We start from the raw sequence: 22977 nt of genomic DNA on the forward strand, positions 1-22977 counted from the left end.
GAGATGACAGCGGTGGGCGATTACTTCGTCTTCGCGTTGATGTGCCCTTTCATCAGGTACTCCATCGAGTTCGAGTAGTGTTCGTTCTTCGTCTCCTTTGCCCGCGGGTGGTCGTCCACCTCCCCTGTCGGGAAGTCGAACTTGTTCGTATCTCCCCAGTACGCACGCGTCTCGTCATAAAATCCGATGTGTGGGACTTGCCAGTTCATGTACCACGTGAGTTTTGCCGTGAGGTCTTTGACCTCCTTCGTGGACTGGGTTTGAGCCATGATGTTGCCCCATTTGACGGGATAGAGGGTCTGTTTCGCCCCGCCGTCACCCATCTGTCCGACCTTCTTCGGGAACTTCGGACGGATGGGTTGGCTCAGCTTCTTGCTCCGTTGTTGGGAGAGGTCGGGCATTCGACGGTCGACTTTGCAGTCGCCGCTCGGTTCCTTCTCGTTCACGATTTCGTCGAACTTTCCGAGACCGGCCACGCTGAGTGTCGTATATGCGTTTGCGGGGTGTGACGTGTCCGAGAACCAGTTGACCATGTCGAAGTCGTGGGTGTCGGTCCAGCGCTTCCAAAACCCGCTGCTCGACGGGATGATGAGCTTGTTGCCGAAGCCGAACTCCTTGAGTTTGGGACTCAGGTACTTCCCGATGGTCTCGTAGATGTTCCACGGCGGCGTCAGGTAGGTGAGACCCTCGACGCGACTGCCGTCTGGTCCGGCCCAGACGTCGCCGTCCTTCGTGTAGCCCGCGTCCTTGAGAACCTGTTTCGCCTTCTCGGGCTTCGACGTGCGACCGTAGTCGATGAGCTTGTTTTGGAAACTCTTACTCGTCCACTGGTTCGTCGCCTTCGCAGACATCCCGGTGACGGTGTCGCGGGGTTTGTAGTTCAGCCCTTGTGTGCTCTTGATGACTTTCACGAGTTCGTCGTGGTCCATGAGGTACGCGATGGCTCGGCGGACGGGACGGCGGGCGAGATGTTCGTTGTTCCAGTTCAGGGAGAGCTTCACGATGCTGGACGTGCCGAACCGGTTGAACACGTCCACCTTGGAGTTGGACTTCGCCTGATTGATGGTCTTATCACCCATGTCGAGTTGCCCCGCGTTGAGTGCCTGAATCGCCTTCTGCTTCTCGGAGATGAGGTGCCAGTTGAACGTCTTCAGGTTCGTCCAGTCGGCGCGCGGGTGGTCCTCGTACTTCTCGTGGACAGCGTTCGTCGGCGAGAGCTGTTTCGGCTTCCACATACCACAGCCGAGACCCTTCTCGGTGAGGTCGTTCAGCGTGATGGTCGTCTCCTGTAGCTCCTTCGTCACGTCCTCGATGGCGCTCTCGCCGCTCGCGTCCTCGTACTTTTCGAGCCACGATTTGAAGAAGTCGTGTTTGACGGCGACGGACAGGTATTCGGACTTATGGAGGGAGGGATTGGCCGGTCCGGGGAGCGTGTGCTTGAGCGTGTGTTTGTCCACGACTTCCCAGCTATCGTCCGTTTTCTCGGGACCGTAACTCTCCTTGTAATCGCTGATGAGGTATGCCGTGTGGAGGTCCTGTGCGGTCACGGGTTTGCCGTCCCACCACGTGTAGTCCTCGTTGAGCTTTATCTCGACCTCACAACCACCCCCCTTGATGTTCACCTCGTCGGCGAGCCAGTACATCGGTTTTCCGTGGGCGTTGGGGTACACCGGCGACTCCCACCACATGTAGTCCATCCAGAACTCCGTGTTCTTCGTGTCGGTGAAGGGGTTGATGTTGGCCTTGCTAGGCTGCCAACTGACCGGCGCGCGCATGTGCAGTTCGGTCGTGACTGGCGTCCCGTTTTTCCCGTTGGAACCGTCCGAACCGCTCGAATCGTCGCCGGGGGTACCCGACATCGTCACGTCCGGGTCGTTGGGGTTGCTGCCGCCGCAACCGGCTAATCCCGCCATCGTCGCGCTGCCGCCGAGCGCGAGCCATCGTCGCCGCGTCAGCGGAGTTCTCTGTGGCTCATCGCTAGCACCGTGGTTGCTGTTATCCATACTCGCTTCGATTTTAAAATGAACACGGAAAAATGTTTGGGTTATTGACTGATTTTCGTGAGGATACGAATCGTACTCGAGATACGAACCATTTTGTGGCCCGGAGACAGGTGGAACATATGGAACCCAGTACGGACCAACGGAGCAACGAGGTTGCTATCGTCACCGGCGCGGCGAAGGGAATCGGCCGGGCAATCGCGGAACGACTCGCGGACGCGGGCACCACTGTCATCGTCGCCGATGTAGACGAGAAAGGTGGTGAGGAGACCGTCTCCCGTATCGAAAAGGTCAGCGGAACGGCCGAGTTCGTGCGAACCGACGTCAGCGAGTCGGCGGACGTGTCGGCCATGGTCGAGGCGACGATGGAACGCCACGGGAGCGTCGACGTCCTCGTGAATAACGCGGGCGGGTCGTTCGACGACGGAAACGTCGCGGACGTGAGCGACGAAACGTGGGAGCGAATCATCGACGTGAACCTGAAGGGGCAGTTCCTCTGTGCTCGGGAAACCCTCCCGGCGATGGTCGAATCAGGCGGCGGGTCGATGGTCCACATCTCCTCCATTAACGCGAAACTCGGCATCGGCCTCGCCTCCTACTCCGCCGCGAAGAACGGCATCGTCGCGCTCTCCCGAATCGTGGCGACGCAGTACGGCCGTCACGGCGTCCGCTCGAACGCCATCTGTCCGGGGAGCATTATCACCGATGCGTCGAGCGAGAAGCTGACCACCGAGGGACCGGTCCGGGAGGAGTGGTTGAACCAGTATCCCGTCGGTCGGTTCGGGCGACCCGAGGACGTGGCCGAGGCCGCATTCTACCTCACGTCGGAGAAGGCGTCGTTCGTCACGGGCACGGAACTCGTCGTCGACGGCGGCCTCTCCGCCGGTCTCGACCAGCAGTTGGAGACGATGATGTACGACATCGACGAAGCGCCGACGCGAACCCGTGAGAGCGACGGGAACGACTGACCCGAACGACCGACTGGACCGCCCGACGAACGGAGATATAAGTAGTCCGACGAGAAACAGCGGAGGGATGACCACGGAGTGCCGCCGACTCACGGACTACAACAGAGTTTTCGCCGGAATCGACGTTTGGAATCGCTCCTATCCCGATTTTTCGATTCCCAACAGACTCGTCGCACAGAACGTCTTCGCCCCGCTCGACGGCATCGACGTAACCGCGTGGGGGGGCTTCGAAGACGACGAACTCGTCGGGGTCGCGCTCGGCAAGCGACTCAGGGAGGCGATTCCCGACTACACGGGACCCGAGTTGGGATGGCTCAGCCTGTTCGCCGTGGACGGGGAAGCGAAAGATCCGACGTCGGTCGCCAGCGACCTACTCGCCACCGTGGAACGGAAGATGGAAGCATGGGGCGTGACCCACCTTCGCTTCGGCGGCGACCCGGGCCACTTCCTCCCCGGCGTCCCGAGCGAGTGTCCGGACATCGAAGCGACCCTCCGGGATGCCGGATTCTCTGCCGGCAGGACCTTTCACGACGTTCTGGGCGACCTCGACGAGTACGAATCCCCGAACAGAATCGCAGCGGTGAGAGACGAGTGGCCGAACCTGACGCTCGAACGGGTCGGCGCGGACGCGGAACCGCTGCTCGATTTCCTGTCCGACCAGTTCCCCGGGCGCTGGCAGTACGAGGCCGAGAACTTCACGCGAGTGCCGGGCGGCGGCGACGACTACTGGCTCCTCCGAAACGAGGGAACGCCGGTCGGGTTCGGTCGGACTAACACACTCGAATCGGGATATCGCGGCGGCAACGTCAACTGGGTGGACAGACTCGACGGAGCCGTCTGCGGTCTCGGCCCGCTCGGCGTCCACGAGGCGTATCGCGGGCGAGGATGGGGTCTATGGTTGGTCGCCACGGTCGCTGAACGCTACCGCGATGCGGGCTACGACCGGATGGTCATCGACTGGACGGACCTCGTGGACTACTACGGCAAACTCGGCTTCCAACCGTGGCTCGCCTATACGACGTTTACGAAGGAAATCGGCGAGGAGGTAACGGCGTGACCGAACGCATCGTCATCGGCCTTATGTCGGGCACGTCGCTCGACGGCGTCGATGCGGCCTGCTGTCGGATTCGACGGGACGGGGAGACGATACGCGACTACGACGTGACCGTCGAGTCGTTCGTCACGCGCGAGTACGACCCGAACTTCCGCGAGCAACTCGAGCGCGTGTGTTCCGACGATGGAACCGTCGCCGAGGCGTGTCGGTTGAACGTCGAACTTGGAGCAGTGTTCGCGGACGCAGCGGTGGCGGCGGCGTCGGCCGCGAACCGCGAACTCGAGACTGTTGACGCGATCGGTTCGCACGGGCAAACGATTCGTCACGAACCGGAACCCCACCCGCTGCCGGTGGGTGACGAGCGACTCCGTTCGACGCTCCAAATCGGGGACGGGAGCTACATCGCCGAGCGAACGGGTGTCGCGACGGTCGCCGACTTCCGCACCGCGGACGTTGCAGTGGGCGGACACGGCGCACCGCTCGTCCCGTTCGCGGACCTCGCGTTCCTCGCGGACGACGAGTCGTTTCGCGTCGCACAGAACATCGGTGGTATCGGAAACTGCACCGCGTTGCCGCCCGGTGCCGGGCGCGACGACGTGACTGCATTCGACACGGGTCCGGGAAACATGGTCATCGACGGGGTCGTAGAACTGCTGACGGGCGGCGAGCGGACCTATGACCGGGACGGACGCATGGCCCGCGAGGGAACGGTCGATGAGGGAGTTCTCGAAGACGCCCTGAGCGATGCGTACTTCTGCGCCGAGCCACCGAAGTCCACCGGGCGGGAGCAGTTCGGCCGCGGATACGCGCGGGAATTCGTCGCCGACTGCCGGGACCGAAACAGCTCGGATGCCGACATCGTGGCGACGGCAACCGCGCTGACCGCGCGCTCCATCGCCGACGCATACGAACGATTCCTTTCGGAGGAGCCTGATGAAATCGTCGTCTCCGGCGGCGGGTCGCACAACCGGACCCTCCTCGACATGCTCGGTTCCGAAGTCGACGCGCCGGTGCGGACCATCGACGAGTACGGCGTCGGGAGCGACGCGAAGGAGGCCGTCGCGTTCGCTCTCCTCGCCGCGGCGGCGCTCGACGGCGTGCCGAACAACGTTCCCGGTGCGACCGGTGCCGACCGTCCGGTCGTCATGGGGAAACGCTGCCCGCCGACCCGAGGAACCGTCCGCTGACGCTTCTCAAACCGTTTTCACGCGTTCGATTCTCCGAGAACTCCCAGACACACTGCATCTCCACCTTCGGGTCCGTCGAATCGTGAAACGTCGATGAGTCAACCCGCAAGCGCAGTGCAGACGGTGATCGTCGCTATCAGCGGTCGAGGAGGGGCTTTCGACGGACCCGAAACGAGCCAGCAATCCATCACGAATGTCCATGTTTGTTAACTGACCACATAGGACCCGAGCGGTCCGTTCAATTGCCCATTACAAAAGTAGACCTGTAATGAACTACGAATGGTCGTGTGGGACGCTATCCTCCCGTTTTAGTCGTTTTCGCGGCGTTTCTGGGGCCATTTCGGTCCCTCCGAATCCGTTCGTCGTAGTGAGATGCCACACTGAACATTCAGCGGCGGAATAACACAGCGTTCAATGGGTTCTTCCCCCCGTTTCGGCTGTGTCGAAATGGGAGTCGGTTCGAGGCGAAGCGGTCGCTTTTCGACGACACACGACCAGAAACCGCAAAGGGGGGGTGAGGAAACGAACGGGGACTTACACGGCGTTCACGACGCCGGGAAGCGAACGGAGGTCCGTGAGCAATTCGACTTCGTAGGTCGGTTCTTCCGGGAGGTCATAGCCCTCGCGATGAGGACGGCGGATGAACGCAGAATCGAGGCCCGCACGATGGGCGGCACGAACGTCACAGGCGCTGTCACCCACGTAGAGGCCGTCGGTAACGTCGAGGTCGGCCATCGCTTGCTCGATGTAGTAGGTCTCGGGTTTGATCTGCTCGAACCCCGCTACCGTCGGTTCGCGGCCGTACACCGTTTCAAAGAGGTGGGTGAAGTCGAAGCGGTCGAGCATGTACTCCACGGTGGCGTGTTGGTTGCTGCTGACGACGCCCATGTCGTGGTTGGCGGCGAGGTCCGGGAGGACCGCACAGTCGTCGTAGGGAACCCGCTCGCCGCGGTCCATCATCCGCGATTGGAGGCGCGACGAGTTCGCCTCGCGTTCGGCCCAGAACCGCTCGAAATCGACGCCGTGGTCGTCGCACACGCCGCGCATTCCCTCGACCGTCGCCCCGGCGATGAAGGCGTCGAGGTCATCGTCGGTGGGCGACAGGTCGAACGCATCGAACGTCTCCGCGACGGCTTGTCGGTAAACTGTCGGGTGGTCGGGGTGGAAGGCGAGAAGGACGCCGTCCACGTCGAACAACAGCGAATCGTAGGTCACGAGTGGTCCCTTGGTCGGAACCCACAAATAGGTTGTTCACCGCGGGAGGGCCGGCAAAGGATTAAGACGGTCCGCTTCCCTCGTTCAGCGGAATGACACAGTCGAAAGGAGACGAGTCGCTCGAAACGGTTCTCGCTCGCGGAGTGGAGGAGGGAGCGTATCCCGGTGCCGTGGCGGCAGTCGGAACGACGGACGGAATCGAGGCGGTCGGCGTCGTCGGCGAACGCGACCCCGAGCGCGGCGCGGCGATGACCCGCGAAACAGTTTTCGACGGCGCGTCGTTGACCAAACCCGTCGTGACGGCGACGACGGCGCTTTCGTTGGTCGAGGCGGGGGATATCACCCTCTCGGACGAACTCCGGCGACACGTCCCCTCCCTCGACGGCTATCGGCGCGGCGAGGTTCGACTCCTCGACCTGCTAACTCACAGTTCCGGCTTTCAACCGTACGCGTTCTCCGAGTCGTGGGAGTCGCCGAGCGACGTGATAGAAGGGCTTCGAGACCGGTCGATACTCGAAGCCGAACCGGGCAGTCGAAACGAGTACAGTTGCCTCAACTTCGTCCATTTGGCCGAGGCGCTTCGAGGGGCGACGGACGCCTCGCTCGGCGACCTCGCGGAACGGTACGTGTTCGGCCACGCCGGGATGGAGCACTCCCGACTCGGACCGCTCGGCGACGCCTCGAACGTCGCCGCGACCTACGACTACGAGTACCGTGACCGTGTCCTCCGTGGAGAGATTCACGACCCGCTCGGGTGGGCGATGCACGGGCAGAGCGGGAATGCGGGCCTGTTCACGACGGTGGACGACCTCGCGGCGTTCGCACGGGCGTACCTCGCTGCCGACGGGACGCTCCTCTCTCCGGCAACTATCGAGCGGCTACAGGACGACTGGTTGCCGGACCTCGACACCCGCCACAGCCTCGGGTGGCGACTCGCCGACGAAACCTATCCCGCGCCGAACTGGTCGCGGGTCGGACTCGGTCACACGGGCTACACCGGGACGTCGCTGTGGCTCGACCACGCCCACGACCGGTTCGCCGTCCTGCTCACGAATCAGGTGTACGAGGGGAAGGGGACCGGCCTCATCCGCTTCCGTGAACGGTTCCACGCGATGGTCGCCGCCGGACGCTTCGACTGAGTCGATTTTCTAAAGAAAATACAGCGAGAGTTCCACGGGTTACCTGACCCGTGGTCGTTTACTCTTGCCCCGGCCGGAGGATATTTATTACACGACGCGAACGTTGGCTGGTATGGTCGCAGTCTGGAGCTATCCGTGGCGTCTGCTCTCACAATCACCCGACACGACGAGGAAGGAACTCGCCGAACTGGGCGTGACGAGCGTCACCGTCGCCGCGCACTATCACTCCATCCGAACGCTCGACCCGCGTTCCCCCGACGATCTATTCGAATCGTACGAAGGTGGTTGCTACTTCCGACCCGACCCGGAGCGGTTCGCCGACACACCCATCGACCCACCGGTGAACGAAATCGACGGCCACCCCGACCCGTTCGGGGCCGTCGTCGAACGGTTGACCGAGGACGGCATCGACGTGACTGCGTGGCTGGTCTGTTTTCATAACTCGAACCTCGGCGCGTCGAACCCCGAGTACCGCATCGAAAGCGCGTTCGGTGACGCTCACGACCACGCCTTCTGTCCGTCCAATCCCGAGGTACACGCCTACTTCGAGGACGTCGTGCGCTCGCTGACCGACTACGACATCGCGGCCATCAACCTCGAATCGATCGGCTTCCCGAACGCGTTTCACCCCCACGGAGATACGTTCGGCCACGCGAAAAATCAGGTCGTTCGCGGCAAACCCGAGGAAATCCTCCTCTCGCAGTGTTTCTGTTCGGCCTGCGAAGAGCGGGCGGCGAGTCACGAGGTCGATTTCGACCGCGCCCGGGACGTCGTTCGGTCGCTCGCCCGCGACGTGCTTCGGAGTCCGACACCGCAGGTCGAGTCGCTGGAGCACCTCGTTGAGGAGTATCCCGTCCTCGCCGACCTCTTCGAGTTCCGCGCGTCGGTCATCGACGCGTTCCTCGAACGCATCGCGGCGGCCAGCGGCGACGTCGAGTTGACTTACTCTGCGTCGGACGGTCTCGGCCGCGAACCGAACGACGGGTGGCCCGCCGGGGTCGTCCTCGACCGCATCAGCACTCACCTCGATCGCATCGTCTCGCTCTGTTACACCGACGACCGTGACCTCGCACGGCGTCGCGTTCGTGCGTATCGGGACGCCGTCGACATGCCGGTCGACGTCGGAGTCACCCTCGACCCCGGCGTTCTCGGGACCGAAGAGGAGTGGCGGCGGTTCGTGGGGGAAGTTGGCAGTCTCGGCGACGAACTCCACGTCTACAACCACGCGCTGCTGAGCGAGGACCACCTCGACTGGTTCGACGTCGCCATCGCGCCGACGAGCGATTGAAGCGATACGCGAGATGAGAAGGGATACGGGTGATGGGAATGGACACAGGAGATGGTGTACGTGTCCGTCTCGTTCCACCCCTGACAGATAATCGCACGCCACATGGGGTTTTTTAAGAGGATAACGCATTGCCGAAGATATGGTAACACTCGGCGTAGAACGGTTGCTGAACGACCGTTCCGAGACGGTCGACGGAGAACGATTGGGACTTATCACGAACCCGTCAGGAACCGACAGCAACCTCAACACGACGATAGACCTGCTCGATGCCCGCGAGGAGTTCGACCTCCGGAAGCTTTTCGGGCCGGAACACGGGCTACGGGGCGACGCACAGGCGGGGGTGAAGGTCGAAGACAGCACCGACGAGCGCACCGGGCTTCCGGTGAAGAGCCTCTACGGGGAACAGAAACGGCTGACGCCGGAGATGATGGACGGCATCGACACCGTCATCTACGACATGCAGGACGTCGGCTGTCGGTTTTACACGCTCATCTACACGTTAGGATACGCGCTGAAAGGGGTCGCGGAGGCGGACAAACGGATGGTCGTCCTCGACCGACCGAACCCGATTTCGCCGCTCCCCGTCGCGGGCAACCGAATCGATGACGACGTGGCCTCGTTCGTCGGCGCGTACGAACTCCCCATGGTCCATGGAATGACCGTGGGCGAACTGGCGACGTACTTCAACGACGAGTTCGACATGGGTGCGGACGTGGAAGTCGTCGAGATGCGCGACTGGTCGCGGGCGGACTGGTTTTCGGACACGGGCCTCCCGTGGGTGTACCCGTCGCCAAACATGCCGACGCCGGGGACGGCGACGCTGTACCCCGGCATGTGCTTTTTCGAGGGGACGAACCTCTCGGAGGGACGCGGGACGACGAAGCCGTTCGAACTCGTCGGTGCGCCGTGGATAGACGCGGACGACTGGGCAGCGGAACTTTCGAACCAAGGGCTGGACGGCGTCGCCTTCCGTCCGGCGTACTTCTCGCCGACGTTCTCGAAACACGAACGCGAGAACGTGACCGGCGTCCAGATTCACGTCCTCGACCAGGACGCTATCGACCCCGTAACGGTCGGTCTGACGGTCATCGCCTCGGCGTTCACGGCGTACGACGGCTGCGAGTGGATAGCCTACGACGACGACTACTTCATCGACAAGTTGGCGGGCGGAAGCTACCTTCGCGAGACGATAGACGCCGCGGACGCCTCGGCGGAACCGCGGGAAATCGCCGACACCATCGTCGGAAGTTGGGAGGAGGACCGAACCGAATTCCTCGACGTGCGGTCGGACTATCTACGATACTGACACCATGAGTTCGACAACCGAATCGGAGCCAGGGGAATCGACGAATCCACCGACTTCCCTGACGGATTTCGAAGCCGACGTTGCATCACTCTCGCTTCCCGAAAAGGTCGGCCAGTTGTTCGTCGCGGGATTCGACGGGACGACACCCACCGAGGAGATAGCGACGCTCGTCTCCGAGCGCCACCTCGGCGGCGTCATCTACTTCAGCCGGAACGTCGAATCGCCGGAACAACTCCGAACCCTCTCGCGCACGCTACAGGGGTTCGTTCCGGACGGGAAACCGCCGCTGTTCCTGTCCATCGACCAAGAAGGGGGCCGGGTCGCGCGTCTCCCGTGGGGCACCGAACTGCCGAGCGCGATGGCATTGGGTGCGGTAGACGACCCGGACCTCGCTTCCCGAGCCGGAAACGCCGTGGGACGGGAATTGCGCGCGCTCGGCGTCGATATCGACCTCGCGCCCGTCCTCGACGTGAACAACAACCCCGACAACCCGGTCATCGGGGTTCGGTCGTTCGGCGAGCGACCGGACCGAGTCGCGGCATTAGGGGCCGCGTTCGCCGAGGGGCTACAGGAATCTGCCGTCGTCGCCTGTGGAAAGCACTTTCCCGGCCACGGTGACACGGCGGTCGATTCCCACCTCGACCTGCCGGTCATCGACCACGACAGGGAACGCCTCGACAGGGTGGAACTGCGATCCTTTCGCCGCGCCATCGACCGCGGTATCGGGGCCGTCATGACGACGCACGTCGCGTTTCCGACCATCACGAACGATGCGAAGCGACCGGCGACGCTCTCACAGAGCGTCGTAACGGGGCTCCTCCGCGAGGAGTTGGGCTTCGACGGGGTAGTCCTCACGGACTGCATGGAAATGAAGGCCATCGACGATGGAGTCGGAACCGTCGAAGGCTGTGTGCAGGCGGTCGAAGCGGGCTGTGACCAAATCTGTGTCTCGCACACGCCGGCAAAACAGCACGACGCCATCGACGCCGTCATCGAAGCGGTCGAATCGGGGCGGATTTCCGAGGACCACATCGACACGTCGGTCCGACGCGTCCTCCGCGCCAAACGAGCGTACGGAGCGGGGTATGTCGGCGACGAAACCGAGTGGGACGAGGCCGCGGCGGACTGTCGGTCGGTCGCGCGGGAAATCGCCGAGCGCGGCGTCACGCTCGTCCGTGACGAGTCCGAGGGACTGCCAGTATCTGGGCACGTTTCCGTCTACGAGTTCGACACCGGACGGGGGTCGCGCGCCGAGGAGACGGCCGACCGACAGGGTGCGTTCGCGTCGGCACTTGCGGCGGGTGTCGAAGTCGATAGCACCGTCATCGTGCCGGGTGAGTCACCGAGCGAAAGCGTTGCCGTCGCCGACCGCTCGACTGTCGTCTGCACGTCGGACGCCGTCTCGAACCCCGACCAAGCGGCAGTCGTCGATACACTTCGGGAGCGGGGCGCGAACCCGATCGTCGTCGCGACCCGGAATCCCTACGACCTCTCCGTGATGCCGGAAATAGGGACGTATCTCACGACGTACGACGACACGGCGGCGTCGCTCGCCGCGGCGACCGAACTGCTGGTCGGAGAACTAACCACGTCCGGTCGGTTGCCGATAACGATTCCGGGTACAGATGAGTAAAACCTTTTGGTAATACTGGATGAAAATACCAGTCGGAAAACCGACTAGGTATCCTTTTCCGCGTGTTTTTCAGGAGTTTCCGAAGTTCCACAATCCGGCATTACTCGAAAGTATTACTAGGTGGGCATACCGAGATAGGAGGACAAGAAAAACTCGAAAACGATGAGGTTGCGACCCTACCGTGCCCGCTCGGAGACGTTTTTCGAGACACCGACTCATTTGTCCACTTTCAGCAGCAAATACCGCGTATAGTATTGTTCGACACATACAATATCGAATGGCAAAATATCATGGAACTTCCGTTCTACGATGGTCGTATTCGTGTGATACATCAACTATCAGTTATTTTTGTGCACCTCCGACTCCCGTACGTCGATGATGTCCTCCGAAGGCGTGGAAAATCGCAACCTGATTTGAATCGCCAATACCACGGTCATCCGGTTTAGAAGGATTGTGGTATGTACCGCGTTGCCGAGTATACGCTCGTCTCTCACGACGACTTGTCAGGAGATGTGGAAAGGTGTTGTTCGTAAACAACAACGGATACAGTAGGGGAACGTGTTAGTGAATATCCCAAGATTCGAGCAATATTCTCGTCGCCGGAATGCGCGATACGCTTCGCTCGTAGGTGAACGTGATTTCACGGAGCCGACCAGACACCTTTCCGGTGATTTGGACGTTCGATGGTCGCTATGCGTGTGCCAGTTTCAGTTCGATGATGTTCTTCGCGCGGCGTAGGCCGTCCAACAACCGGTCGCGGAACTCGCCCTCGATTCTGCTCACGGGGCCGGAGACGCTGATGGCCCCGATGACCTGCCCGTTCTCGTTCTTTATCGCCACCGCGAGACACCGAACGCCGCGGACGCGTTCCTCGTCGTCGACGGCGTAGCCTCGCTCCCGAATCGTCGCCATTTCGGTTCGGAGGTCGTCGGGGTCGGTCACAGTCTTCGGCGTCCGTGCGGGCAATCCCGTTCGCTCGAAAATTGCGTCCATTCTGCTCTCCGGTAGGAACGCGAGGATGGCCTTTCCCAGGGCCGTCGCGTGGAGGGGCACGCGCTTTCCGGGGTGAGTGTCGAGCGGAATGGCGTTTCCCCCCTGTGCGTTGTAAATGTACACGCCCATCCCGTCCTCCTCGACGAGGAGGTTCGCCGACTCCTCGGTTTCTGCCGCTAGTTCGTCGATTTCGGAACTGGCGAGTTCATACACTTTGCGACGGGAGCGGGCGTACTCGCCCAAATCGAGGAACTGGAGGCTTACGTGATACGTGTTCCCGTCTCGAACGACGTACCCTCGTTGAACGAGCGTTCGGAGGTGGTTGTGCACCGTGCTGTCCGGAAGGTCGAGGTGGGCAGAGATTTCTGTGAGACGGGCACCGTCGAGTTCGCGCAGGGTGTCGATGATGTCGAGCGACCGCGCGGTCGTTCTGACGGGTGTGGTGGAGTCGCGGGTCATCTTTGCGGTAGCGAGGAAACCCCGCCGCTTGTGGCGGGGAGGAATCGCGTTCGTTTAGCTGGGCATTTGCACGTGTTCCGCCCGGCAGTCTGTCCTACTCGGTCGTATCGTCGGTGTCGAGGCACCTTGCTCCTTCCAACAACAATCCTTTCCACGTGTATCCTCTCACGTCTTTTAGTTCTGTTAACCATTCGTGCTGTTCCTCGTTTACCTGCAACCGCACATCTTTTGGCATACATCTATGTTAGTTTCCGTGCGTTTTATGTGCTTCGATGCTGTAGGAATAAGTGTAATGGATACCGCCACGAAAACGCTTCAAGCCACGCTCGCGCAACCAACGGCGCACAAAGAGCAAAGGCTTCAGCGTACCGTGGCGACGTATCGCCGCGCCCTTTTTGATTCCTTCGAGAGTGGCGCGGACACACAAACGGCGGTCAACGATATCGTCACACCGTACACGCTCACGTCTTACGCCAAAGACGCGCTCAAGAATTACGTCCCGAAACTTCGGGATACGTACAACGCTTCGGAACTCAAAGACGACCATCCCGTCCGGTTCACGAACCGGGGATGGAAACTCGACCACTCCGAAGACCGCACACACGAGTTCTGCTGGCGCGTTCCGCAAGCCGGACGAGGGAATGCTTTCTGGATTCCACTCCGTATCAATCCCGCTCAACGGGAGCTGTGGACAGACTTGTTCAATGACGATGTGGCGGTCGGAGAGTTCCGACTGCAAGAACACCGAACGAACTGGGTTCTTCACGTCACCGTCGAGTACGCGGTCGCGGAACCAGACGTACCAGACAACCCAACACCGGTCGGTTTCGACATCGGTGAATCCACGCTCTTGGCGGGCTGTGCCTGTCAGGACGATACTCCAATTCAACCGATGCTGTTCGACGGCGGGTGGGCACGACAACTCCGCAAGGAGATGTTCACGACTCTCCGCCGTCTTCAACAACGTGACGCCGACTGGCGCATTGACGAGCGCTTCGACTACTACCAGAACGCTTTGACGGATATTGTCGAGAAAGCCTCTCGACAGGCGGTCGAATACGCCCGGCAGTTCGAGAATCCGGTTATCGTCCTCGAAGACTTGTCGTTCATCCGCGAACGGTTGGATTACGGCAAGTACATGAACCGCCGGTTGCACGCGTGGGCCTTTGCCCGACTTGCCGGTCGTATCGAAGACAAAGCGACCGAAGTGGGAATACCAGTTCGGAAGGTGAATCCCGCGTACACATCCCAAACGTGTCACGCGTGCGGATACCTCGGATATCGTGGACGACAAGCCACATTCCGGTGTACGAACGACGGCTGTTGGGTAACGGAGTATCAAGCAGATATTAACGCGGCGGCGAACATCGCTGGCCGCCTCAACCCGTGGGGTGAGAGTCTGTCGTTGAAACTGACGGACGATGACACACCACAGGATGGGAGCACGTGTGACAGTGCCTTGGGACACCGAGAGACGAGTCGGAACCACCGACAGACGACTCTCTCGGAGTATAGTCCCGAAACCTCCGACGATGAGGCTTCCCTTGTAGGAAGCCCCGCCCTTTAGGGCGGGCGAGGATGTCACAGGTTCTCTCCGTTCGTATCTTGTTCTGGCAATTAGATAGTACCCTATCGAGTTTGACAGTCTGAAAACTGGCAGTTGACTGGGTGTTTGCCTCATCAAACAAGTAAGCCCACGGACGGCGGACCGACACAAAACAACCAAGTAACTCCGAGTCCTGTACGGGATAGGAGTACCGGGGGAGTGGCACTCCCATCGGCGTGTCGGGTCGGAAAGGTAAGTTCCCAAACCAGCGTAATCGGGCGTAGGAAGCCCACGACGTTATTCGTGGGAGCATGCCACATAATTTCCTTCGTATCGAAACGGTGGCAATCTGAATATCCGTCTCGAAAGACCGTGGCGTTCGAACGCCTGACGGGGACCCGACTCTGGGGGCCAGTACTTCCATACGGATGCCGACTGTACGTCGGGGTGACGATGACTACAAGACAAGCCGACACCACGTGGCAGGGCGGAAAGGACGGAAGCGGCGACTTCGAAACGGAGAGCGGACAGATAGAGGGGACGTTTCGGTTCCCGACGCGGTTCGAGGACGAACCCGGAACGAACCCCGAGGAACTCATCGGAGCGGCCCACTCCGGGTGCTTCTCGATGCAACTGACCGCGTTCCTCGAAGAGGAGGGACACACGCCGGACAGCCTCCACACGGAGGCGGACGTTCACCTCGAACAGGCCGACGGCGGCGGCTTCGAAATTCCACGTATCGACCTGACGCTGACGGCGGATATTCCTGACATCGACGAGGACACCTTCGAGGACCTCACACAGAACGCCAAAGAGACCTGCCCCGTTTCGAAGGCGCTCGCGGGACCGGACATCACACTCGACGCAACGTTGGAAAGCTAACGACGCGAGCGCGGTTTTTGAGAAGCGCCGACGCTCTCCGAGGAGTCCGACGTAGAATTCGTGGAGATGGACGCAATGACCTACTTTTCGCGGCCTCGAAACGGTTCTACTTGGTCGCCTGCAACGAGTGTGGTGCAGCGATCGGCGGCGGTGTCGCGGGCGTGAAATCCTAGAGCGATCGTCTACCGTCGAATCGTGAAATGGGATTCGATGACAATGACGTCTAGTGGCATTATTTGGTAATACTATTCAGCAATATTAGACACACTATATATTCATACTGATTAGTATTACTAAGAAATGAAGAGCCGATTTCGTTCGTCTCGGCGTTCCAAACGCTCTACTCGTCCGAGTACGATGACTCCGGAAGCGTGTAGAACGCGGTTCCCTCCATAAGACGGCGTTGTGTTCGGGAGACCGTCACGGAACGAACGGAACCCGATTCGATGGCGACCGAGACGGTCATCGTCCCCCGTGGATGGCCGAGCGTCACTTCGTTTCCACGCGCAGTGGCGACCTCGTTCGGAATCGTTCCGGGGAGCAACGCCGCCGCCGCCGTACACGCGCCGCCGGTCACCGCGTAAATCGGGTGGAGGTACTGCATGCTCATGATTCTCGCCGTGAGGTCGATTTCCTCTGCGCTCACCCGTTCGTCTCCCGTCCCGTACGACCGCGGTTCGGAGACGAACGCCAGTTTCGGATAGCCCGGCGATTCCCGCGTCGCGTCGTCCGGGTCATCGACGAGACCGAGTTCCGCACAGACGTGTGCTCGAATCCGTTCGATTCGTTCGAGTAGTCGTGGATCCGTGTCCACACGGGATGGGTCCTCGGTCCCGTCGAGTCCGAGGTCTCCCGCTCGGACGAACGCGACGGGCGTCGTCACGTCCAACACCGTCGCGTCGATACGCTCGTGTTCGGTTTCGAGCGTGACCGTCGGTTCACCGAGCGGAAAGAGCGACCCCGTTTTCGACCCGCCCGGGTGAACGAACGTCGTATCGACACGCGCACCGGTCCCGGGGACACCTTCGATGGAGAAGGAACCGGTCGATGCCGCACGCGTCCCGTCAACCAGGAACGATTGTTCCAGTTTCGTCTCCGTGTTCGTATTGTAGAGCGAGAGCGAAACGCGACCTTCATCGTCAGGAACGGCGTCGATGAGTCCCTCGTCGTACGCGAACGGCCCTATCGCCGTCGTCATGTTGCCGCAGTTCCCGCCGTAATCGATGATCGGTTCCGTGACACCGACCTGCCCGAAGGTGTAGTTCACGTCCACATCGGGGCGGGAACTCGGCGAGACAATCATGAGTTTCGAAGTCGTCGAAGTCGCACCGCCGAGCCCGTCGACTTGCCGCGGTTCGTAGCTCCCGAACGCGGAGAGGATCGCCTCGTCGTGATGTTCGGCCGGAAGTTCACCGCTCGCAATGAGGACTCCCTTGCTGGTTCCGCCCCGTACTATTGCACAGCGAATCGTCTCTTGGTCCATTGTTTTCTGAGTTTGGAAAGTGATGTTATCGGTGGATCACTGGTTAGTTGCCCGTCGATGCAGTTGGTCGAAAAGCGGTCGCACGTACGGCCCGACGACGACGAACAGGATCATCGCGACGAGCACGATACGCAGCGGCGTTGCGAGAAAGATGTCGAAACTACCGCCGCTCAGTTGGAGCGACCGATAGAGGTTCTCCTCGGCTATCGGCCCGAGTATAAGTCCTAACAGGAACGCCACTAGCGAGTAGCCATAAGAATCCATGAGATACCCGACGAAACCCATCACGAGAACGACGAACACGTCGATGTAGTTCGAGTGAAGCGAGTACGTCCCTAACACCGAGAGACAGATGATAACCGGAATAATCAGGTCTGTGTTGACTGTCGTGATGTATCCCGCCCATCTGACAACGAGTAACCCGAAAACGATTATCACGACGCTGCAGATGACGAGCGTGGCGAAAATCGAGTAGGTCAGTCCGATCTGTTCGTCGAACAGTGCGGGTCCCGGACGCAGTCCGTGGAGCATGAGCGCCCCGATGAGTACCGCGGTCGTCGTACTCCCGGGAATGCCGAACGTGAGCGTCGGAATCAACGCCCCGCTGACGGTCGCGTTGTTCGCGGACTCGGTCGCGATGACCCCATCTTCGACGCCGGACCCGAACTCGTCCGGATTCTTGCTTGACCGTTTCGCCTCACCGTAGGCGATGAACGTCGAGACGGAGCCGCCGGATCCGGGAATCGCACCGACCAGAAGACCGATACTGGACGATTTGATCAGCGTGAGCGGTTTCGAGAGGACGTCCATGATGCCGGATTTCACGCTTCCGCTCACGTCGACATCGCCGTCGCGGGAGATACTACCGTCCCGGAGACTGAGCCGGAACATCTCGGAGATGGCGAAGATACCGATGAGCGCGGCGACGAAGTTGACGCCGTCGTACAGTCCAAGCATGCCAAAGGTGTACCGCTCCGACACCGACATCGGTGCGACGCCGATGGTAGCGATGAGTGCACCGAATCCGCCCGCCATCACGTCCTTGAGGAAGGATCCGTCGGAGACGACGATGATGAGCGAGAGGCCGAAGACGGCTATCAGGAAGTACTCCGGCGTTCCGAACATCAACACCAACGAGACCATCACCGGCATCAGGAGGATGATCACGATAGCACCGAAGAGGTCACCGAGCCCGGACGAAAGGGCCGATATCGTCAGCGCGTCTATCGCACGCCCCTGTTTCGTCATCGGATAGCCCTCTAACGCCGTCGCGGCGGCGGAGGAGTCCCCCGGAACGTTGAACAGAATCGACGAGATGCTGCCACCGTACATCACGCCGTTGTAAATCGCCATGAGAAAGATGATGGCACTCGTGCTTCCCATCCCGATTGTAAACGGCATCGCTATCGCGACGGTGAGCGCACCGCCGACGCCAGGCAATGCCCCGCCGATAATGCCGATGAGAACGCCAAGCAAGATGAGCAGGGCGTTTGGCCACGCGAAAACCGTTTTCGTCGCTTCGACGAAGATTCCGATGTCCGCCATCAGAATCCCCCTGTCATTAGGTCGAGGTTCATCAGCGTCATGAAGCCGTAGGCGACGACGGTCATGATGGCAGTGAGCAGCACCGTTCGCCAGAGCGGTTGCCGTTTGTACAGTAGATAGAGGAAGACGAACGGGGGTGTCAGCCAGAACAACCCGACCAAAAAGCCGCCGAGTACGTAGCCGACGACCAGTAAGCCGAGAAAGAGCATGGATTCGAGGGAGACATCCTCATCGGACTCCGCCACTTCCTCCGCTTGCCGGCCACTCAACACGACGTTTTCGCTACGCTGTATGCCGAGATTCAACTGCGTCGTCGCCAATCTAAGCGCACCAGCGACGAGCACCGTCCCGGCGGTCAGCCGCGGAAACAACCGTGCAGACGCGGAGAACTCCCCCGCCGTGACGAACATGTATCCGGCGATAACGATGAGGAACCAGAAGAACAACGGGGCACCGTCCACTTTCCGGAGAAACTCCGCGACGGGCGTCGCCGGGTTGTGTTCGAAGACATTCGAGTTTTCTTCGTTGCTCATGGTCGTATGTATGTGTCTGCGGATTCCGCCGCGATCTTCCCGTACACCGCCGCGTTCGTCTGTGCAGTCCCGCCCGGGTAGTTGTCGTAGAACAACCCACCGGTGCTGTTTCCGGCGGCGAACAGACCCGGAATGGACCCATCCCGGGTGTCGATGACGGACGCGTCGGTGTCGGTTTTCACGCCGCCGAAGCTGAACGTGATGCCGCCGGTCACGGCGTAGGCAAAGTACGGCGGTTCGTCGATTGGAATCGCCCAGTTCGATTTTTCGAGATTCAACTCGTCCGTGCTGTTACCGTCCAGCGTCTTCGGGTCGAATCCGGCCGGATCACACGCGGCGTTGAACTCCCGAATCGTCTCGACACCGGCCGCAGGGTCGCCACAGCCGATTTCCGCGAGCAGGTCCTCGAAATCGTCGGCTTGAACCGGGTCGGACGGACCGGTCGCCCGCACCATGTCGTGTGCTTTCGAATCGAGGACGATGAAGCCGACGTGATTGGGTTGTTCGAAGATTTTCCGGCCGAACTTCGCGTACGTGTGCGCCCTGGCGTCCTCCCCTTCGTCCACGAAACGTTCGCCGTGATCGTTGAGGATGACGCCGTACTGGTAGCCATCGACGCGGTTCGCGCCGCCTTCGACGTCGGGCGACGCTGCATCGATGAGCGCCATGTGTGCGCCGCCCCATTGCCCGACGAGGTTCGCACCCGCAGATTCCGCCATCACCAGCGCCTCACCGGTGTTGTATCGACTGCCCCGGACGTTCATCTCGTCGTACCCGGGACCGTAGTAACGGACGCGTTTCTCGTCGCTAGAGCCGTAATCGCCCGCCGCCAGAATAACTGCGTCCACGTCGAATTCGACCTGTCCGTCCGGCGTTCGTGCCCCGATGCCGTCGATTTCGCCGGTCGGGGCGCGGTGGAGGGCCGCCGCCTCCGTCTCGAACCAGAAGTCCGCACCCGCCTCCTCGGCGGTGGCGGTGAGCGTTTCGACGTACTCCTCGCCGTCGAACCACGTTCGAGCGGCGGTGTACCCCACCGCGAGCGGTTCCATCCGCCAATCGACGCCCGCCGCGGTCAACCACTCGACAGTCTCACCGGCGTTCTCGACAAGGGTCGTCGTCAAATCTTCGTCGGCCTTGCCGCTCGTCTGGCTCATGATGTCCTGATAGAAGTCCTCCTCGGTGTAGTTGTCCACGGCGAATTCGTAGCCGTACTGTTCGAGGTCGGTTCCGATGGACGGGACGCGGAAAGACTCGCTGAAACGCGTGTGCCCGCCCTGTCGTTCCTTCGGGGCTTTTTCCAGCACTGCGACCGAATACCCGAGCTCCGCGGTGCGGAGACCGGCGACCAATCCAGCTGTTCCACTCCCGACGACAGCGACGTCGTACTCGTGTGTCTTCGAATATTGTATAGTCATGTAAATACGGTGTGATTATTCGCTCGCGATTTTCTTGAGGTTCACTTTCTTCGGAATCGTCTCGATGGATTCGTTTAGGGCCTTCTCCGCCTTCTTGTGGCCGCCGAACTCCACGATGTTTCCTGTCTTTTCGGACCACTTCTGCACCGAGTCGTGTGTGAGAGCAGATTTGACGGCGTCTTCGAGCGTATCCCGCTTTTCCGTGTCCGTTCCCTTCGGAAGGAACATACAACGGGTCAGCTGACCGATGTAGTCGATGCTCGGTAGACCCTCATCCGAGGGGGATGGCGCGTCCTTGAACACGCTACTTCCCTCGCTCGAAAGGATGGCAACCGGTTCCAAGTCGCCGGAATCGACGGCGCTCATCGCGGCGGTGTCGGTCGTCGCGACGACCGGAACCTCGCCGGAGATGGCGGCTTTGATGGCCGGACCGCCGCCGTCGTAGCCGATGTACTTCTTGTACTGAAGGTCGTATTCCGACTTCATCACGTTCGCCGCGACGTGGACGATGCCACCGCGAGCGAGACCCGCGAATTTCGAGAGGTCGCCGTTCTGGTACCGCTTTGTCAAATCCTTCACCCCTTCTATTTTGAGTTCGGGACGGGCGAAGATGGCATACGGTGTCCGGGCGTACGTTGCCACCGGGACGAGATTCGTGATGTCCCAACTCGGTTCGTGAACGAGGTAGGAGATCGGCGTCGATGGGGGGTTGAACCCGCCGAACGTGTAGCCGTCTGATTTCTCCCGCAGTATCTCGCCGGTCCCCTTCAACGACGCCGCGCCGGGGACGTTTTCGATGGCGACGCCGACGTCGAGTTCGTTGCCGATTTCGGGAACGACTTTTCGAGCGTACGTGTCGGTTCCGCCGCCTTGGCTGAACGGGACGATGTAGGACATATCTTTACTCGGGTACGAGCCGCCGCCACTGGTCGTACATCCCGCGAGAAGTGCGCTACTTGCCGCCGCTCCTGCCACGAATTTTCGCCGTGAGATACGGTTCTTGTTACCAGTCATCAACAGACACGGTCTTCTCGAACTAATATTTAGTAATTACGTTCCAACGACCTAGTCGTCGGCAAAATGGCAATTCGAGTATCGTAAAAAGGCGAGTGGGTGCAGCTCTGCGGAGCGAAAAGCGCTACTGGTACTTGAGGTCTAGCTCGATTTCGTTAGCGACGCCGAGGACGAGGTTGGGGACTTCCTCCTCGTACCAGTCGCCCGTGAGACGATGTGCCGGGCCGGAAAAGCTAATCGCGCCGATCGGGTTCGGCTCGTACGGCTGTATCGGCGCACCGACCGCTCGAAGTCCCGTAATGGACTCCTGCTCGCTCGTCGCGTAGCCTGCTTCCCGAATCGACCGGAGTTCGTCAAACAGCTCGTCGGGGGTCGTAACCGTGTGGTGGGTATACTCCGGCAGTCCCCAACGGTCAAGGATTTCGTGGACGCGTTCTTCCGGAAAAGTAGAGAGGATGGCCTTTCCGGCCGAACTCGCGTGGAGGTGGATTTTCTTTCCGATGTGAGCATCGACGTGGACGGCGTTCTCGCCGATGGACGTGTGGATGTAGTAGCCACGACCGTTCTCCTCAACGATGAATTGAACGCGCTCGCCGGTCTGTTCGGCCAAATCGTCCAGTTTACTGATTATAAAATCGTACTCGCGTTTCCGTTTGCGGGCGTGTCCACCCTTGTTCAAAAACTCCAATCCGACGTGGTACTCTCCGTCGTCGATAGTGAGATAGCCACGGTTTTCGAGCGTTTTCACGTAGCCGTGGATCGTACTCTGTGCGAGGTCGAATTCCCGAGCGAGTTCCTGAACGTCCGCACCGTCCGACTGCTGAATCGCGTCCACGATATCGACAGCTGTCTCGACGGTTTTCAGCGGACGACTCGGGGAGGAATCACCCACCATCGTCAACGACTACCAAGGCCCACTATTTACGTTTTGTGAATTCTCTCATTTAGGCGTTTAACGGAGTGAAACGCAAATATACGCCGAAATACTTCCAAAGATATGATATCCATCGGTTCACGATATGTAGATCAGTGTTGTTTAGTTATTCACAGTATATACGTGTATTGTTACCTATTATTAGTATATTTTCTCATTACATCTACATCCGTTCAGATATCGTCGCAGCAGCGTCAGTGGTAGGGGAGCTTCCGTTACGAATCTCGAACCAGAAAACACACATTCATTTCATGAAAAAATAATTCGAATATATGTTCCAGGGATTCATTCAAATATATACTACATAAATTAATTAAAATTTTATTGTAACTTATCGCGCGCGACGTACATGACATAGTCACTACGACGAGCATCCGGCCGCA

General features: G+C 60.3%; 19 protein-coding genes. 9 read left to right on the forward strand and 10 right to left on the reverse strand.

All coding sequences use genetic code 11. From position 1 onward, the window contains the following. Positions 1 to 20: 20 nt before the first annotated feature. Complete coding sequence (locus AC1XDK_RS11335) at positions 21 to 2003, reverse strand: ABC transporter substrate-binding protein (RefSeq protein ID WP_483350015.1); 1983 nt, start codon at positions 2001 to 2003, stop codon at positions 21 to 23. A 119-nt stretch (positions 2004 to 2122) separates the two neighbouring features. Between AC1XDK_RS11335 and AC1XDK_RS11340 the strand changes: the two genes are divergently transcribed. The 3 genes from AC1XDK_RS11340 to AC1XDK_RS11350 are packed head-to-tail and all read left to right on the forward strand — an operon-like array spanning position 2123 to position 5209. Beyond that, complete coding sequence (locus AC1XDK_RS11340) at positions 2123 to 2968, forward strand: SDR family NAD(P)-dependent oxidoreductase (RefSeq protein ID WP_483350016.1); 846 nt, start codon at positions 2123 to 2125, stop codon at positions 2966 to 2968. Next, entirely contained in the window at positions 2946 to 4025 is a 1080-nt protein-coding gene (locus tag AC1XDK_RS11345) for a GNAT family N-acetyltransferase (RefSeq protein WP_483350017.1), read from the forward strand. Before AC1XDK_RS11340 ends, AC1XDK_RS11345 begins: the two co-directional genes overlap by 23 nt. Continuing rightward, the gene (locus tag AC1XDK_RS11350; RefSeq protein ID WP_483350018.1) at positions 4022 to 5209 is read left to right on the forward strand and encodes an anhydro-N-acetylmuramic acid kinase; all 1188 of its coding nucleotides are present in this window, start codon (positions 4022 to 4024) and stop codon (positions 5207 to 5209) included. Before AC1XDK_RS11345 ends, AC1XDK_RS11350 begins: the two co-directional genes overlap by 4 nt. A 534-nt stretch (positions 5210 to 5743) precedes the next feature. Here AC1XDK_RS11350 and AC1XDK_RS11355 read toward each other — a convergent pair. Beyond that, complete coding sequence (locus AC1XDK_RS11355; protein ID WP_483350019.1) at positions 5744 to 6424, reverse strand: HAD family hydrolase; 681 nt, start codon at positions 6422 to 6424, stop codon at positions 5744 to 5746. 92 nt (positions 6425 to 6516) lie between these two features. Between AC1XDK_RS11355 and AC1XDK_RS11360 the strand changes: the two genes are divergently transcribed. The 4 genes from AC1XDK_RS11360 to nagZ all read left to right on the forward strand — a co-directional run bounded on the left by AC1XDK_RS11360 (position 6517) and on the right by nagZ (position 11790). Then, positions 6517 to 7563 (forward strand): serine hydrolase domain-containing protein, encoded by a 1047-nt coding sequence (locus AC1XDK_RS11360; RefSeq protein WP_483350020.1) that lies wholly within the window; start codon positions 6517 to 6519, stop codon positions 7561 to 7563. A 112-nt stretch (positions 7564 to 7675) separates the two neighbouring features. Beyond that, a complete protein-coding gene (locus tag AC1XDK_RS11365; protein ID WP_483350021.1) occupies positions 7676 to 8851 on the forward strand; it encodes a hypothetical protein in 1176 nt (391 codons plus the stop codon). A 139-nt stretch (positions 8852 to 8990) separates the two neighbouring features. Further along, positions 8991 to 10157 carry an exo-beta-N-acetylmuramidase NamZ family protein gene (locus tag AC1XDK_RS11370; protein WP_483350022.1) on the forward strand — a complete coding sequence of 389 codons (1167 nt, stop codon included), beginning with the start codon at positions 8991 to 8993 and terminating at the stop codon, positions 10155 to 10157. Between the two features lie 4 nt (positions 10158 to 10161). Beyond that, positions 10162 to 11790, forward strand: coding sequence for a beta-N-acetylhexosaminidase (nagZ, locus tag AC1XDK_RS11375; protein ID WP_483350023.1), 1629 nt, complete (start codon positions 10162 to 10164; stop codon positions 11788 to 11790). 690 nt (positions 11791 to 12480) lie between these two features. On the opposite strand, the gene AC1XDK_RS11380 is transcribed toward nagZ, so the two are convergent. Both AC1XDK_RS11380 and AC1XDK_RS11385 read right to left on the reverse strand, forming a co-directional pair. Continuing rightward, the gene (locus AC1XDK_RS11380; RefSeq protein WP_483350024.1) at positions 12481 to 13242 is read right to left on the reverse strand and encodes an IclR family transcriptional regulator; all 762 of its coding nucleotides are present in this window, start codon (positions 13240 to 13242) and stop codon (positions 12481 to 12483) included. Positions 13243 to 13336: 94 nt separating this feature from the next. After that, entirely contained in the window at positions 13337 to 13477 is a 141-nt protein-coding gene (locus tag AC1XDK_RS11385) for a hypothetical protein (RefSeq protein WP_483350025.1), read from the reverse strand. 57 nt (positions 13478 to 13534) lie between these two features. On the opposite strand from AC1XDK_RS11385, the gene AC1XDK_RS11390 reads away from it, so the two are divergent. Continuing rightward, positions 13535 to 14809, forward strand: coding sequence for an RNA-guided endonuclease TnpB family protein (locus AC1XDK_RS11390; protein WP_483350026.1), 1275 nt, complete (start codon positions 13535 to 13537; stop codon positions 14807 to 14809). Positions 14810 to 15241: 432 nt separating this feature from the next. Continuing rightward, positions 15242 to 15670, forward strand: a complete 429-nt coding sequence (locus tag AC1XDK_RS11395) for an OsmC family protein (protein WP_483350027.1) — start codon at positions 15242 to 15244, stop codon at positions 15668 to 15670. A gap of 340 nt (positions 15671 to 16010) precedes the next feature. Here the strand turns inward: AC1XDK_RS11395 and AC1XDK_RS11400 are convergent, their stop codons facing one another. The 6 genes from AC1XDK_RS11400 to AC1XDK_RS11425 form a co-directional block, all read right to left on the reverse strand. Next, the gene (locus AC1XDK_RS11400) at positions 16011 to 17153 is read right to left on the reverse strand and encodes a PrpF domain-containing protein (protein WP_483350028.1); all 1143 of its coding nucleotides are present in this window, start codon (positions 17151 to 17153) and stop codon (positions 16011 to 16013) included. A gap of 36 nt (positions 17154 to 17189) precedes the next feature. After that, positions 17190 to 18698, reverse strand: coding sequence for a tripartite tricarboxylate transporter permease (locus tag AC1XDK_RS11405; protein WP_483350029.1), 1509 nt, complete (start codon positions 18696 to 18698; stop codon positions 17190 to 17192). Continuing rightward, positions 18698 to 19231 (reverse strand): tripartite tricarboxylate transporter TctB family protein, encoded by a 534-nt coding sequence (locus tag AC1XDK_RS11410; RefSeq protein WP_483350030.1) that lies wholly within the window; start codon positions 19229 to 19231, stop codon positions 18698 to 18700. Before AC1XDK_RS11410 ends, AC1XDK_RS11405 begins: the two co-directional genes overlap by 1 nt. Beyond that, positions 19228 to 20646, reverse strand: coding sequence for an FAD-dependent tricarballylate dehydrogenase TcuA (gene tcuA, locus AC1XDK_RS11415; RefSeq protein WP_483350031.1), 1419 nt, complete (start codon positions 20644 to 20646; stop codon positions 19228 to 19230). The genes AC1XDK_RS11410 and tcuA overlap by 4 nt, the downstream gene beginning before the upstream one ends. Positions 20647 to 20661: 15 nt before the next feature. Further along, positions 20662 to 21660, reverse strand: a complete 999-nt coding sequence (locus tag AC1XDK_RS11420) for a Bug family tripartite tricarboxylate transporter substrate binding protein (protein ID WP_483350032.1) — start codon at positions 21658 to 21660, stop codon at positions 20662 to 20664. Between the two features lie 124 nt (positions 21661 to 21784). Next, positions 21785 to 22555 (reverse strand): IclR family transcriptional regulator, encoded by a 771-nt coding sequence (locus tag AC1XDK_RS11425; RefSeq protein ID WP_483350033.1) that lies wholly within the window; start codon positions 22553 to 22555, stop codon positions 21785 to 21787. Between the last annotated feature and the right edge of the window lie 422 nt (positions 22556 to 22977).

It is taken from the genome of Haladaptatus sp. HS23 (assembly GCF_056892285.1).

Excerpts from the sequence above, each read along its gene's own strand:
- AC1XDK_RS11385 (WP_483350025.1), bottom strand. The coding sequence starts at position 13,477 with ATGCCAAAAGATGTGCGGTTGCAGGTAAACGAGGAACAGCACGAATGG.
- AC1XDK_RS11395 (WP_483350027.1), top strand. The coding sequence starts at position 15,242 with ATGACTACAAGACAAGCCGACACCACGTGGCAGGGCGGAAAGGACGGA.
- tcuA (WP_483350031.1), bottom strand. The coding sequence starts at position 20,646 with ATGACTATACAATATTCGAAGACACACGAGTACGACGTCGCTGTCGTC.
- AC1XDK_RS11405 (WP_483350029.1), bottom strand. The coding sequence starts at position 18,698 with ATGGCGGACATCGGAATCTTCGTCGAAGCGACGAAAACGGTTTTCGCG.
- AC1XDK_RS11400 (WP_483350028.1), bottom strand. The coding sequence starts at position 17,153 with ATGGACCAAGAGACGATTCGCTGTGCAATAGTACGGGGCGGAACCAGC.
- nagZ (WP_483350023.1), top strand. The coding sequence starts at position 10,162 with ATGAGTTCGACAACCGAATCGGAGCCAGGGGAATCGACGAATCCACCG.
- AC1XDK_RS11335 (WP_483350015.1), bottom strand. The coding sequence starts at position 2,003 with ATGGATAACAGCAACCACGGTGCTAGCGATGAGCCACAGAGAACTCCG.
- AC1XDK_RS11360 (WP_483350020.1), top strand. The coding sequence starts at position 6,517 with ATGACACAGTCGAAAGGAGACGAGTCGCTCGAAACGGTTCTCGCTCGC.
- AC1XDK_RS11380 (WP_483350024.1), bottom strand. The coding sequence starts at position 13,242 with ATGACCCGCGACTCCACCACACCCGTCAGAACGACCGCGCGGTCGCTC.
- AC1XDK_RS11420 (WP_483350032.1), bottom strand. The coding sequence starts at position 21,660 with ATGACTGGTAACAAGAACCGTATCTCACGGCGAAAATTCGTGGCAGGA.
- AC1XDK_RS11365 (WP_483350021.1), top strand. The coding sequence starts at position 7,676 with ATGGTCGCAGTCTGGAGCTATCCGTGGCGTCTGCTCTCACAATCACCC.
- AC1XDK_RS11340 (WP_483350016.1), top strand. The coding sequence starts at position 2,123 with ATGGAACCCAGTACGGACCAACGGAGCAACGAGGTTGCTATCGTCACC.
- AC1XDK_RS11410 (WP_483350030.1), bottom strand. The coding sequence starts at position 19,231 with ATGAGCAACGAAGAAAACTCGAATGTCTTCGAACACAACCCGGCGACG.
- AC1XDK_RS11370 (WP_483350022.1), top strand. The coding sequence starts at position 8,991 with ATGGTAACACTCGGCGTAGAACGGTTGCTGAACGACCGTTCCGAGACG.
- AC1XDK_RS11390 (WP_483350026.1), top strand. The coding sequence starts at position 13,535 with ATGGATACCGCCACGAAAACGCTTCAAGCCACGCTCGCGCAACCAACG.
- AC1XDK_RS11425 (WP_483350033.1), bottom strand. The coding sequence starts at position 22,555 with ATGGTGGGTGATTCCTCCCCGAGTCGTCCGCTGAAAACCGTCGAGACA.